Annotated in this window: 9 protein-coding genes; 2 read left to right on the plus strand and 7 right to left on the minus strand. The window is 51.6% G+C overall.

Annotated elements, in window-relative coordinates; all coding sequences use genetic code 11:
• Nucleotides 1–55 precede the first annotated feature (55 nt).
• From wzc to SK32_RS07905, 3 genes are read right to left on the minus strand one after another with little or no spacing between them, the layout of a single operon-like run.
• Complete coding sequence (gene wzc, locus SK32_RS07895) at nucleotides 56–2,218, minus strand: tyrosine-protein kinase Wzc (RefSeq protein WP_048212043.1); 2,163 nt, start codon at nucleotides 2,216–2,218, stop codon at nucleotides 56–58.
• On the minus strand, nucleotides 2,215–2,664 hold the full coding sequence (gene wzb / locus SK32_RS07900; RefSeq protein ID WP_048212044.1) for a low molecular weight protein-tyrosine-phosphatase Wzb: 450 nt from the start codon (nucleotides 2,662–2,664) through the stop codon (nucleotides 2,215–2,217). The genes wzc and wzb overlap by 4 nt, the downstream gene beginning before the upstream one ends.
• 5 nt (nucleotides 2,665–2,669) lie before the next feature.
• Nucleotides 2,670–3,809: a polysaccharide export protein gene (locus SK32_RS07905; protein ID WP_048212045.1), complete on the minus strand. Its 1,140-nt coding sequence runs from the start codon at nucleotides 3,807–3,809 to the stop codon at nucleotides 2,670–2,672.
• A 656-nt stretch (nucleotides 3,810–4,465) separates the two neighbouring features.
• Here SK32_RS07905 and SK32_RS07910 point away from each other — a divergent pair.
• A complete protein-coding gene (locus tag SK32_RS07910) occupies nucleotides 4,466–6,049 on the plus strand; it encodes a TerC family protein (RefSeq protein ID WP_048212046.1) in 1,584 nt (527 codons plus the stop codon).
• Nucleotides 6,050–6,093: 44 nt separating this feature from the next.
• Here the strand turns inward: SK32_RS07910 and asmA are convergent, their stop codons facing one another.
• The 3 genes from asmA to udk form a co-directional block, all read right to left on the minus strand.
• The gene (gene asmA, locus SK32_RS07915; protein WP_048212047.1) at nucleotides 6,094–7,947 is read right to left on the minus strand and encodes an outer membrane assembly protein AsmA; all 1,854 of its coding nucleotides are present in this window, start codon (nucleotides 7,945–7,947) and stop codon (nucleotides 6,094–6,096) included.
• Nucleotides 7,948–7,972: 25 nt separating this feature from the next.
• A complete protein-coding gene (gene dcd / locus SK32_RS07920) occupies nucleotides 7,973–8,554 on the minus strand; it encodes a dCTP deaminase (RefSeq protein WP_003036774.1) in 582 nt (193 codons plus the stop codon).
• Between the two features lie 91 nt (nucleotides 8,555–8,645).
• Entirely contained in the window at nucleotides 8,646–9,287 is a 642-nt protein-coding gene (gene udk / locus SK32_RS07925) for a uridine kinase (protein WP_005128328.1), read from the minus strand.
• Between the two features lie 315 nt (nucleotides 9,288–9,602).
• Between udk and SK32_RS07930 the strand changes: the two genes are divergently transcribed.
• Nucleotides 9,603–12,932, plus strand: a complete 3,330-nt coding sequence (locus SK32_RS07930) for a diguanylate cyclase (RefSeq protein WP_048212604.1) — start codon at nucleotides 9,603–9,605, stop codon at nucleotides 12,930–12,932.
• Here the strand turns inward: SK32_RS07930 and alkA are convergent.
• A complete protein-coding gene (gene alkA / locus SK32_RS07935) occupies nucleotides 12,900–13,769 on the minus strand; it encodes a DNA-3-methyladenine glycosylase 2 (RefSeq protein WP_048212048.1) in 870 nt (289 codons plus the stop codon). The two genes, SK32_RS07930 and alkA, sit on opposite strands and share 33 nt — an antisense overlap.
• Nucleotides 13,770–13,853 lie beyond the last annotated feature (84 nt).

A 13,853-nucleotide genomic window follows, 5' to 3' on the forward strand; every position in this document is an offset into this window, starting at 1 on the left:
CCAGATGGCGCTACGCTTATCAGGCCTACATTCGATATGCGTTGCTGTTAGTTATCTATTTCGAATCCGACGTGTATTCGTATTCGTAGTAACCGTAATCCTGATACCCGCTGGCGCGCCGGAAAATGGAGTTGAGGATCACCCCTTTCACCTGAATTCCGTTTTGCCCGAAACGACTCAGACTGGTTTCCACCTCTTTCAGCGTATTGACCGCGTAACGCGCCACCATCAGCGTGGTTCCGACGTGGCGACCAACGATAGCCGCATCGGTCACGGCCAGTATTGGCGGCGTATCGATCAGCACCAGGTCATAGTTCGCACTGGCCCAGGTCATCAACTCGCCAAAGCGCTCGCTCATCAGCAGTTCTGAAGGATTAGGGGGAACCTGCCCGCGAGGGACCAGGTCAAAATGTGCAATTGAAGTTGGTTTTGCGCAGGAGGGAATGTCACCCTTGCCGCTAAGGATCTCAGACAGACCGTTGACGTTATTGGTCCCGAGCAGCTCATGGGTATAGCCTTTACGCATATCACAGTCGATCAGCAGTACGCGCTTGTCGGTCTGACTGATAACCGCAGCCAGGTTGGCACAGACAAATGTTTTGCCGATCGACGGGCTGACCCCGGTAAGCATCAGCACATTATTACGTGATTGCATCATGGCGAAGTGCAGGCTGGTACGCAGGCTGCGCACCGCTTCTATCGCGAGATCGGTCGGATTCCCCACAGCCAGTAACTGACTTTGCTTGTAGCGTTTCACACCTTTGATGGTCTGAACGTTATCACGCGCTTTTTGCCATTCTGACAGGGGAATGCTGGCATACACGCTGATGCCCTGCTCTTCAAGCGCCTGCGGGCTTTCAATACCGCGATTGAACAGCGACCGTAGCAGCACGCCAACCACTGAAAGCATCAAACCAAGTAGGATACTGCCGAGAATAATCAGCGCCGTTTTCGGTTTCAGGACACCAGGCTGGGCAATGGCAGGATCGACAATGCGCACATCGCCAACCGTACTGGCTTCCGTGATCTTCAGCTCCTGCTGTTTATTCAGCAGTTGCATATAGACCTGCTGGCCGGACTCCACATCACGCGTCAGGCGGACAATTTCCTGCTGCGTTTTCGGCATCGCCGTCACGCGCCCGTTAAGCTTGTTTTTTTCATCTTCCAGCGCCTGGCGTTTTTCCAGCAACGTGCGATACGCCGGGTGCGCTTTGGTGAACAGTTTGGAGATTTCAGCTTCTTTAAAGGTCAGTTCATTTAACTGAGCATCAATATTTACCATCGAGTCCAGCACCGCTTTGGCCTCCAGCGGTAAATCGACGGAGTCTTTATCCTGACGAAATGCATTCAGTTTGTTTTCGGCAACGTCCAGACGGTTGCGCACCTCCGGTAATTGTTTTGCCAGAAATGCCAGGCTTTTAGCGGCCTCTTCAGATTTACGCTCCACGTTCTGTTGCAGATAGTTGCGGGTAATACTGTCAAGGATCTGGCGGATTTGTTCACGATCTTCCCCCGTGAAGGTCAGACTCAACACCCCGGTATCTTTACCTGTTTCCGTCACCATCAGGTTATTTTGCAGATTGTTGATCGTGCCAAGCGTGGAGAACTTACTGACGGTAAATACGCTACCCGGACTGGCATGAATCGCCTCAACCAGCATCGTTACACCGTCATGGTTCAGTAACTGCCCAACCTGGCCACGAGCGCTAAAGCCGCCGTCACTCACCAGTTGATAACTTTTGTCGTTCAGTACGTTCAACGTGAAGGTCTGTTCATTCATTGACGTTGGCAAGGCGAAAGTCGTTACATTGACCGTTTCATTCTGGCGGCCCATCAGACGGTCCCAGCCGGCACCAAAAAGAGGAAATGAATCTTTAGTGACGGAAATATCCAGATTAAGATCGTCTACCGTTTTGCCCAATACCCGCCGTGACTGAATAAGCTGAATTTCCGCTTCAGAAGCAGGTGGCTTGTTGGATAACGCCGAGCCAATATCCTGAACTAACGAGCTGCCGGTGTTTTGCTCTATTTGTACCAGCGCATCGGCACTGTAGATCGGCGTGGCAAACAGGGTGTAGAGCGCCGCACATAGCGCAAATGCGGCGGTTATGCCCAGTACCCACCAGCGTGCTTCGACTACGGTCCCCACCAGACGTCCGATATCGATTTCATCGTTGCCTGTTGCCGACGTGGCAGACTGTTTTTCTTTTTCTGTCATTGTTTTCCCTGCTCCGCATTCAGTGCCTGGGCCCATTGGTGGGCAGACCGCTCAAGTAGTGCATACACCGCATCAAACACATCACGGCTTTTACGATACGGGTCAGGTATTTCGCGTTCGCTGTCCCAATGGCCAAACAGCATTACTTTGCCGCGCATCTCCGGCACCATTTCACACAACGCCGTAATATGGCGTTTTTCCATGGTCAGGATCAGGTCATACTCCCGACACATCCGTCCCGAGATTTGTCGTGCACAATGATTTTCCAGCGACAAGTTATGTGCCTGCGCCACACTGATAGCGCACGGATCGGCGCCCTTGCCTACCAGCGCGCCGAGACCAGCGGAAGACACCGTCAACGCCGGATGAAATTGCCTTAACAAGCGCTCTGCCGTCGGAGAACGGCAAATGTTCCCCACACAGACAACTAAGATTTTGTTAAACATGGCGATTACCAGTTGTGAAGGTCGCTGGCCGTATCCGTCATATAACGAACACCGCTAATGGTCGGCAGCAACTGATTGATCAAACGGTTCCAGCGAGCAACCGGCGCGGTCGTGACATACACCACATCGTAAGGCTGGAGTCGGAAAGAGGTCGCCATCACCAACGATGTCGCGTCAGACATATCAAGCTGGTAGATATTGGCTATCTTGCCGTTATGTCCACCCTCGCCTTTTAATGGACGAATAACAAAGATGCCACTGGCATTGGAGGTGGTCAGGTCGATGCCCTCCGCATTACCCAGCGCTTCGGTGAGTGTCATACCGCTGAAGTCCATCTTGAGGGTGCTCTGTTTTTTCACCTCACCCATCACGAACACTTTCAGGTCGTCATTTCGTGGGACAAACAGAATATCGCCAGGATAGAGCAGACGGTTCTGGCTCAGATCGCCATTTTGCATTAGCGCTTGCAGTGAAATGCGTTGCTCCTGCCCTTTGTGAGTCAGCACAACGTTGCGCCAGTCGGCCGCTTCTGTGAGGCCGCCTGCGGCATTAATAGCATCAAGGATAGTAAGAGGTACGTTGGTGATGGCCTGCTGACCGGATTTATTCACCTGCCCGGAGACATATGCCTTTTGCGAGCGGAATGCGGCGATATTAACGTCCACCTGCGGGTCTGCGATGTACTTCGCTAAGCGCCCGGTAATATCACTACGAATTTCTGCCAACGTTTTTCCCACCACGCTAACTTTGCCAATGTAGGGATAAAACATGGTGCCATCAGGTTGCACCCAGTTTCCTGTATCGCTTGAGCTACGATACTGTCCCGCAGGCGTGGTGAGTTCGGGATGATCCCAGACGGTGACATTCAGGACATCGCCGGGTCCGACCCGGTACTGATACCCGGAGATCTCCTGATCCAGCGACATATTAGGTTGAGCAACATTCGGTCGCGGACGCAATTGTTCAACCAGTCGAGGGGTAAGCGGATAAACATTCACCATCCGGTTGATATCAAAATCGGCATCCTGCTGCTTAATCACATCTTTGCCCATGGTAGACATATTGCTGCCCGGAAACACGGTACAACCGTTGATCAATATTACCGACACCAATACTGGCATCAATTTAAGTTTGGATTTCATCATTGATTATTTATCACTTTGGCAGAGTCATTATCACGTGCGTTTTAAATAGCGATTACGCCTGTTTGCATTCACCTTGCCGTTAATTGAATAGAAATTTAACTGGCATCAGTCCTAAAAAAAATGAATCCATCTGCAGTCTCTTGACAGAATAATTTAGGTTTATCATCAGGCGACCAGGCACGCTACCGCCCCTGGCTTTATTGGCTACCAATGCACTGATTAATTTATATTTTTACCATCCTCGCTGTTGTCATCATATTCATAGCGCCTGCCCATCAGTAATAGCATGGTGCGATACTGGCAACATATTTCTCTTTTGATTATTACGGGAAGAATTGTTGCAGCTAACCGAATAGCAGGCAAGATAACAAGCCCTGAAACGTAGCCTTTTAAGATTAATATTAAGCATAAGGTATGTATATTTTTAGGATTTTATTGATGTTGACAATGTTAATATATAAATATCCAGCCTGCGATATTTCCTAAATATAACTGCATAAATAAAGCCATTTCTTGCAGTTACCTTCCGACTATTCTCTCGCCTCTGTCCTGATATAAAGGGCAGAGAAATCCCTTCTCGCCATTGCATTTTTCGTCGGTTTTACCCATGATCGAATTGTGACAATTGTCATATAACTATGGGTATAGCATTTACTATGGAATGGATTGCCGATCCGTCAATCTGGGCCGGACTCGTCACGCTAATCGTGATAGAACTCGTTCTTGGCATTGATAATCTTGTTTTTATTGCCATCCTCGCGGAGAAACTCCCGCCATCTCAGCGGGATAAGGCGCGTATTACCGGGCTACTATTGGCAATGGTTATGCGCCTGCTGCTGCTGGCGTCAATATCATGGCTGGTGACGCTGACCACACCTCTGTTCAGCATTCGGGACTTCAGCTTCAGCGCCCGCGACCTGATCATGCTGTTCGGCGGTTTCTTCCTGCTGTTTAAAGCGACGATGGAGCTCAACGAACGGCTGGAAGGGAAAGACAGCGACAATCCCACCCAACGTCGGGGTGCGAAATTTTGGGGCGTGGTCGCGCAAATTGTGGTACTTGATGCCATTTTCTCACTGGACTCGGTGATCACCGCTGTTGGTATGGTTGATCATCTGGCGGTCATGATGGCGGCGGTGATCATTGCCATCAGCCTGATGATGCTGGCCAGTAAATCGTTGACCCGCTTTGTTAACAGCCACCCAACTATTGTTATTCTGTGCCTGAGCTTCCTGTTGATGATTGGTTTCAGCCTGGTCGCGGAAGGCTTTGGTTTTCGCATACCGAAAGGCTATCTGTACGCGGCTATCGGCTTCTCGGTCATGATAGAAGCCCTGAACCAGTTGGCTATTTTTAACCGTCGTCGCTTCCTGTCGGCTAACCACACGTTACGCCAGCGTACCGCCGAGGCGGTGATGCGTCTGATAAGCGGTCAAAAAGAAGATGCCGAGCTGGATGCCGAAACTGCCGCTATGTTGGCGGATCATCATGAAGGCCAGATTTTTGCACCACAAGAACGGCGGATGATTGAGCGCGTACTGAACCTTAATCAGCGAACCGTCAGCAGTATCATGACGTCACGCCATGATATCGAGCATATTGATCTCAATGCTCCGGAAGCAGAAATTCGCACACTACTGGAGAAAAACCAGCATACGCGCCTGGTCGTAACCGGAGAAGATGAACAGGAAGAACTGCTCGGTGTGGTGCATGTAATTGACCTTCTGCAACAGTCGCTGCGTGGCGAACCGCTCGATTTGCGCGTCTTACTTCGCCAGCCGTTGGTATTCCCGGAAACCCTGCCGCTTCTTCCTGCGCTGGAGCAGTTCCGTAATGCCCGTACACACTTCGCTTTTGTGGCCGATGAGTTTGGTTCGGTGGAAGGAATTGTGACGCTCAGCGACGTGATGGAAACCATCGCGGGTAACTTGCCAAATGAAGTCGAAGAGATCGATGCTCGTCATGATATTCAGAAAAATGCCGATGGGTCGTGGACGGCAAACGGCCATATGCCGCTGGAAGACCTGGTGCAGTATGTCCCGATCCCATTAGATGAGAAACGTGAGTACCACACCATTGCCGGGCTGTTAATGGAGTATCTGCAGCGCATCCCGAAAACCGGAGAGGAAGTACAGGTTGGCGACTATTTGCTGAAAACCTTGCAAGTAGAAAACCATCGAGTGCAGAAAGTCCAGTTGATACCACTGCGCAGTGAAGAAGAGATGGATTACGAGGTATAAGCGACATGCCGGATGGGGCTGAAGCCGCCATCCGGCACCAGGGTTCAAAGTTTATCCAGCAGCTTTTTAACGTCTTTGCCGTTGCGAGAGTCTTTGTTGCGATCGGCCCAGTCGTTCAATCGGCGTTTCGCTTCATCCTGCATATGCTTACGCAAGAGTTGGTCCACCTGCAGGTTATAGTTCAACGACTGCCATTTGCCATAGACCCTGAGCGGAACTGGGGTCGCTTTGAGGAAATCGATCAATTTACTTTCCCCATTCCATCCGCCCAGCACGCGCACGTTAAACTGAGTATCACAATTTTGCTCAACCAGATCTAACGTGCCCTTACCCGAAAGCGCCAACATGGCAGACTGCCCTTCCATGTTATCCAGCGTAACCTTGCCGTTATCCAGTGTCAGATCGGTCACAAAGCGATCCAGCCGCGTCGCATTATCCAAATCCTGTTGTGAGCCTGCATTACCGCCGCTACGTTCAACCGCCTGTTGCACCAGTTGCTGGAAGTTCATGCCTTCCATACGCGTGCCGCTCATCTCAACATTGGCCTGTCCTTGCCAGCTGTGGCGAAATGCCTGCGCATCAATGTCAGAGCCCGAAAAATCGCCAGCCAGTGACAGCTGGCCAGTAAGGGCTATCGGATAGTCAAAAGCTTTCAGGATAGTGCCGATTTCTACGCCTTCCAGCCGTGGGTGAAAGACTGCCCGTGGTGGGCCTTTTCTGGCATCCAGCGAACCTGGAAGTGAGATCAATCCACCGTCACTTTTCCCCTGCAACTCATTGATATTCAACAATCCAGCCTGGTTGACGATTTTTGCAGAAACATGATCAAATGCCATTTTCCGCCAGAGAACTTTATCCGCCTGTAGTGCAATGTTGGCGGAAAATCCTTGCAGCCCCTGATAAGAGACGGCATCAACCTGCGAGGAAATGACTGGTCGCGCCAGCGTCGACTGGCTCTGACTCTGCTGTGCCCCGGTATCTGTCGCCGCCAGAGCATCATGCTGTACAATCAGATTATCCAGATTGAGCTGGCCGAATTTCAGATTGACGTCCCATGCGGGTTTCTCCGCCAGCGTCACCTGAGCTTGCCCGGCGAGTGAACTGTCATTAGCAGTTAAGTTAATCTGCGTAAAGTTGAGCTGTTTTTTCTCTTCCTGCCACCGAGCCTGAAGCTGACCCTGGCCGCGGATCCCCTGCGGCGGCAAGTCAGCGCCCTGTAACTGCCAGCTCAGCTGCTCAATATTGGCGACTAAATCATGCGGATAGTCAGACGCATCGACAGCGCCACTGATGGACAACGTCAGGTCGCGCTGGTCACGGTTAACGCGGCCGGTGAAATCGAACGTTCCACGATGCTGGGCATCCTGTTCCATATTCAGGTGAATATCACGAACCGTTATCTGTTCATCGTCTTCATGCTGGAATACCAGAACGCTGTCAGCCACGCGCAGGCGAGCGATATCAAACGACCATCCACGATCCTCTGCCAGATCCGGCAGTGTATTATCTTTTGGCGCAACAGGGGCATCGACTCCGCGCACAGCCTCGGTTTCAGGTATGAGTTGAATCACCGCGCCTTTGAGCATGACTTGCTTTACGCTGAGTTGGTGACTCAACAACGGCCACAAGGCGACGTCCAGACGCATATTGTCGGCACGAACCAGCGGTTCGCTGGCACCTTCGGCCGTTAGCACCATGCGCCCGGAGAGAATGCTCAACTGGGGCCATACGTGCCAGCGCAGAGGACCATCCAACTGCAGTTGATATCCGCTACGCGCCGCAACTTGCTTCACCATGTATGCGCGGAAATCATTCGGATTAACCAACAATACTAACGCAGAGAAACCGGCCACCAGCACGACCAGAATAATCATCAGCGTCGTCAGAAATCGTCTCATGCTATCCCCAATGGACTGAAAACACTCAGTCTTTATCGATCCGGCTGGCTACCGCGCCCTGCTGATCGCGATACTTCGCATCCTGGCGACGGTTGTAAGGTCGCGCTGCCGGGCCGGAAAGCGGTTCGAAGCTCAGTGCCCCTATCGGCATACCGGGGCGCAGAGCCAACGGTAATTTTCCTGAGTTGTAAAATTCCAGGACGATGCACCCCGACCAGCCCGGATCAATACGGTGTGCCGTAACGTGTACCATCAGGCCCAGACGTGCCAGCGAAGAACGGCCGTCTAACCAGCCAACAAGGTCGGAAGGCAGCGTAACGGATTCGAAAGTTACCGCCAGCGCTAATTCACCCGGATGCAGGAAAAACGCCTCACCGTCTTTGAGGACAATTTCATCACTCATTACGCGGTCAAGCGCAGCACTGACCTCATCCTTCGGTCCGCTCAAATCGATATACGCCGCCGTATGACCGCGGAACGTACGAAATTTGTTACCAAGGCGCACATCTACCGTTGCGCCATTGATACGCTCGACAGGAGGACGTGGATTGATCGACAGACGACCTTCATCCAACCAGGCTTCAATATCTCGGTCACATAAACGCATGGCACTTTCTCCTTTCGTGCTTCAAACCCTTAATGCCAGGCGCGTTAAGGGTGAACCAGGTTATCACTGAACGGTACACAATTCGCTGAACTTATTCAAAGAACTGACTGATTTTCGCCTTCAGAATATCGATAGCAATGCGGTTTTTACCCCCGCGAGGCACGATGATATCGGCGTATTGTTTTGAAGGCTCAATAAATTGCAGGAACATCGGACGTACGGTTTTTTGGTATTGCGCCATCACCGAATCCATTGAACGACCACGTTCATTCACATCCCGTTTGATACGGCGCATCAGGCAAATATCCAACGGCGTATCAACAAAAATAGAGAAGTTCATTTCATCACGCAAACGTGCATCCGTCAGCAACAAAATGCCTTCCAGAATAATGACTTTCTTAGGTTCAATATGAATAGTTTCTTGTGTGCGCGTGTGTTCAACATAGCTATAAACGGGCAATTCAATGGCGGAACCACGTTTAAGTGTTTGCAGATGCTGAAACAGCAAACTGTGATCCATCGCGTTCGGATGGTCGTAGTTCGTTTTTACGCGTTCTTCCATCGACAGATGGCTTTGATCCTTGTAATAGCTGTCTTCGGGAATAACGCCAATATGTTCGTCACCGACTTGTTCACGCAATTCGCGATAAAGGGTACTGGCAATAAGACTCTTGCCGGAAGCCGATGCGCCGGCAATGCCGATAATGACGCACTGATGGGACTGATCAGTCATAAATTTAGCGACCTGATTAACCTGGATGTAAGGAAGGGCGGCGTCGAAACGCCAAACGCGGCAATTATAGGGATTTCAGCAGCGCGATGCCAGCCCAGGCTGCACCAATGCTTTCCCTGTCGCAAATTAAAACGGTTAATTTTAAAGCAAGCTCAAATTTTATTCACCCGCCTTAGGAATTAATGGCTTGGGCGTGTTAATTTATGAGCAACTGGCGTATAAATTGTAAATTGTTTGTACTAGCATAAACGAAGATTAAACGTGATGCGGCCGGTAACTCTGCTGGCCGACATCGGCTATTTGGGTAAAGTGGTAATGAGTAAACAATTCCAACATGTTTTAGTTACCCTACCCCATCCTCTGCTGCGCCTGGTCAGTTTAGGTCTGGTAGCATTTATCTTTACGCTATTTTCGCTGGAGCTGTCGCGCTTCGGTACCCAACTGGCACCGCTTTGGTTTCCAACCTCAATCATGATGGTGGCGTTTTACCGCCATGCAGGAAAAATGTGGCCCGGGATAGCGCTGGCTTGCTCATTCGGCAGCATCGGCGCGTCTTTGCTGTTTTTTCCTGGAGGTTCGCTTAACTATACTTATACGACCATCAATATTATTGAAGCGGTCGCCGGCGCGATGTTATTGCGCAAACTGCTCCCCTGGTATAACCCTTTACAGAATCTGAATGACTGGGCGCGTTTGGCCTTCGGTAGCGCCGTCATCCCTCCGCTGTTAGGTGGTGTGCTGATGTGGCTACTGCTCCCGGAGGGAACCTCGTTAAATACGTTTCTCATTTGGGTGCTTTCCGAATCCATCGGCGCGTTGGCGCTGGTGCCATTAGGTCTGTTATTCAAGCCTCATTATCTGCTGCGCCACCGCGATCCACGTTTACTGCTTGAGACCCTCATCACGCTGCTCGTCACCTTAACGTTCAGCTGGCTTTCCATGATGTACGTGCCGTGGCCGTTTACCTGCGTCATTGTGTTGCTGATGTGGAGCGCCGTCCGTTTGCCGCGTATGGAAGCATTTTTAATTTTCCTCAGCACCGTCCTGATGGTCTCTCTGATGCTGGCGGCCAACCCATCGCTGCTCTACACCCCGAAAGCGAATGTGATGACAAGTATTCCGTGGCTGCCGTTTTTGATGATTCTGTTGCCAGCCAACATGATGACTATGGTGATGTACGCATTTCGGGCCGAGCGAAAACACATCTCGGAAAGCGAATCGCGTTTTCGTAATGCTATGGAATATTCTGCGATTGGCATGGCGCTGGTCGGTACCGAAGGGCAGTGGTTACAGGCAAACAAGGCGTTGTGTCAGTTTCTTGGCTACAGTCAGGAAGAGCTGAGAGCGCTGACCTTCCAGCAGCTCACCTGGCCGGAAGATCTGAATAACGACCTCGAACAACTCGGCATGTTGGTCCGTGGTGAAATCAACAGTTACTCCATGGAAAAGCGCTATTACACGCGCGCGGGCGACGTTGTCTGGGCATTGCTGGCCGTTTCGCTGGTACGCCACAGCGACAACACCCCGCTCTACTTTATTGCACAGGTTGAAGACATAAACGACCTGAAGCACACCGAGTGGATGAATAAGCGGCTGATGGAACGCATTACCCTCGCCAACGAAGCGGGCGGTATCGGTATCTGGGAGTGGGAACTGCAACCCGACGTGATCAGTTGGGATAAGCGCATGTTCGATCTCTATGAAGTCCCGCTACATATCAAACCCAGTTGGCAAGTCTGGTACGAGTGCGTCGTACCGGAAGATCGCGAGCATGCTGAAAATGTGATTCGCGACTCTCTGGCCGCACGAATTCCCTTTAAGCTCGAATTTCGTATTGCAGTACGTGACGGCGTACGCCATATCCGCTCGTTGGCTAACCGGGTACTGAATAAAGACGGAGAAGTTGAACGCTTACTCGGTATCAATTTGGATATGACCGAAGTGAAGCAGCTTAACGAAGCGCTGTACCAGGAAAAAGAGCGCCTGCACATCACGCTGGACTCAATCGGCGAAGCGGTGATTTGCATCGATGTCGACATGAACGTGACCTTCATGAACCCGGTTGCCGAGAAGATGAGCGGCTGGCAGCAGGACGACGCGATAGGTATTCCGTTACTGACAGTGCTGCGAATTACCTTTGGCGATAACGGCCCATTGATGGAAAACATCTACAGTGCCGATATGTCGCGTACTGCCATAGAGCAGGAGGTGGTTCTGCATTGCCGTAACGGCAGCAGTTACGACATTCAGTACAGCATTACGCCACTCAGTACCCTTGACGGTGGTAGCATTGGCTCCGTACTGGTCATTCAGGATGTCACCGAGTCGCGTAAGATGTTACGCCAACTGAGCTACAGCGCGTCGCATGATGACCTCACCCATCTTGCTAACCGGGTCAGCTTCGAGAACCATCTGAAACAATTGCTACAAGCCGTACACAATACGCATCAGCGCCATGTTCTGGTCTTTATCGATCTGGATAGGTTTAAAGCCGTGAACGATAGCGCGGGCCATGCTGCAGGCGATGCCCTGCTGCGCGAACTGGCTTCTCTGATGCTCAGCATGCTGCGTACCAGCGATGTACTGGCTCGTCTCGGTGGCGATGAATTCGGCCTGTTGCTGCCGGATTGCAACATCGAAAGCGCTCGCTTTATCTCAGGCCGTATTATCAGCGCCATCAACGAGTATCAGTTCAGGTGGGAAGGCCGTCTGCACCGCATAGGCGCCAGTGCGGGTATTACGCTGATCGATGAGAAAAATCATGTCGCGACTGAGGTCATGTCTCAGGCAGATATCGCCTGTTATGCCGCCAAAAATAGTGGGCGTGGCCGGGTCTGCGTGTATGAACCCCAGCAAAGTCAGACGCACGCCTCACGGGAACTGCTGTCGTTTGATGAACAGAAGCACATTATTGCGCACAACCCGATGCTCATGATCGCCCGGGGAGTGGCCTCTCCACGCATTCCTGAGACATTCAGCTTCTGGCTACTCTCACTGCGCCTGGGAACAGAGGACGGTGATGTTATCGAAGAGCATATTTTCCGTACCGGACTCGTTGACCCCACGCTTAATCATGCGCTTGACCGCCGGGTTTTTAACGAATTTTTCCAGCATGCAGCGACGGCGATTGCCAGTAAGGGGCTCAGTATTGCCCTGCCCCTTTCTGCCGCCGGACTGTTGAGTACCGAACTTGTGGATGAACTTCTGGCGCAGTTGCAGCATAGTCCGCTACCACCACGCTTATTACACCTGACCGTTCCAGCCGGAGTGATGAAATCGCATCCAGCTCAGAGCCTATCGGCCATTCAGCGACTTCGTCACGCGGGTTGTCGGATTATTTTAAGCCAGGTAGGACGCGACTTAGAGATTGTTGAAAACCTGAAGTTTCACACCGTCGATTACCTGTTACTCGACAGTGAGATCAGCGCCAGTGTTCACGGCAACCTGATGGATGAAATGTGGGTTTCTATTATCCAGGGTCATGCACAGCGACTGGATATCAAAACGATCGCCGGCCCCGTGCAAATGCCGCTTATTATGGACGCACTTTCTGGTATCGGTATTGATATGATCTACGGCGACATCATTGCTGATGCTCAGCCGTTGGATCTGCTACTCAATACCAGCAACTTCGCTATCAACTGACGGCTGCCACCCTTCCGTATACCAGATATGTAATAACGCATAGGAGCGCCACGGCTTCCAGCGCTCGGCATAGCGCCGGATCTGGGCTGGTGTCATGCCCGGAAAGCGTTGTTTGATCAAATAATCGTCAGGAAGAAAAACATCTTTCGCCTGCCAACCGCGTAGCGCGAAATAATTGGCAGTCCAGCGCCCTATACCGGGAAACGTTTGTAAGTGCTTTACGCCTTGCTCAATATCAACTGGTGCAACCGATGCAAGCCTTCCGGTAAGCATTGCTCGTGCCAGATGAATGAGCGCTTCGGCGCGTTTGAGCGGCATCCCTAAGGCTTTCAGATGCAAAGGCTCAGCTGCAGCCAGCGCTTGTGGTGTGGGAAAACAAACATACTCAGGCGCGTCATCAAGCCTGTCACCGTAGGCGCGTACAACTTTCGCGGTCAGTTTTGCCGCCATTGCAACGCTAACTAACTGGCCTAATATCGCCCTCACACCTTGTTCAAAGGCATCGACAGAGCCAGGCAGCCGCAGTCCAGGACGCGCTGCGCCCAGGCTGCCCAGCGCGTTAGCAATATGCTGTGGGCAACAGCGAAGATCGAACAACCGCTCAATTTTGGCGAGGCATTCTGGCGCAACGGGCTGTAACCCCGGACTTAGCCTGACCTGCAGCTGGTGTGTCTTCAGGTCAGGCACTACGCTCACCAGTCCACGATATTCACCGATAACCAGGCTTCTGGTGTAATACAGCTCCCCGACGGTTTCGACGCCATCCACCGCACGGGCGGCAAGAAACCCTAGCATCCAGGGCCAGTCATAGGGCGGCTGCCAGCTCAGTGTTAACATTCAGGTGTCCTTTTTAGTTAAACCTACAGCATAAACAGTATTCAATCGATACGCCTTGCTTTCATATTCCAGTTGTCGGGGCGG

The sequence above is a fragment of the Citrobacter sp. MGH100 genome (assembly GCF_001034465.1).
In the GTDB taxonomy this organism is placed as follows: Bacteria; Pseudomonadota; Gammaproteobacteria; order Enterobacterales; family Enterobacteriaceae; genus Citrobacter; species Citrobacter youngae.

Bases quoted from the DNA above. Each gene is read 5' to 3' on its own strand.
- wzc (WP_048212043.1), bottom strand. From the start codon at position 2,218: ATGACAGAAAAAGAAAAACAGTCTGCCACGTCGGCAACAGGCAACGAT.
- wzb (WP_048212044.1), bottom strand. From the start codon at position 2,664: ATGTTTAACAAAATCTTAGTTGTCTGTGTGGGGAACATTTGCCGTTCT.
- SK32_RS07905 (WP_048212045.1), bottom strand. From the start codon at position 3,809: ATGATGAAATCCAAACTTAAATTGATGCCAGTATTGGTGTCGGTAATA.
- SK32_RS07910 (WP_048212046.1), top strand. From the start codon at position 4,466: ATGGAATGGATTGCCGATCCGTCAATCTGGGCCGGACTCGTCACGCTA.
- asmA (WP_048212047.1), bottom strand. From the start codon at position 7,947: ATGAGACGATTTCTGACGACGCTGATGATTATTCTGGTCGTGCTGGTG.
- dcd (WP_003036774.1), bottom strand. From the start codon at position 8,554: ATGCGTTTATGTGACCGAGATATTGAAGCCTGGTTGGATGAAGGTCGT.
- udk (WP_005128328.1), bottom strand. From the start codon at position 9,287: ATGACTGATCAGTCCCATCAGTGCGTCATTATCGGCATTGCCGGCGCA.
- SK32_RS07930 (WP_048212604.1), top strand. From the start codon at position 9,603: ATGAGTAAACAATTCCAACATGTTTTAGTTACCCTACCCCATCCTCTG.
- alkA (WP_048212048.1), bottom strand. From the start codon at position 13,769: ATGTTAACACTGAGCTGGCAGCCGCCCTATGACTGGCCCTGGATGCTA.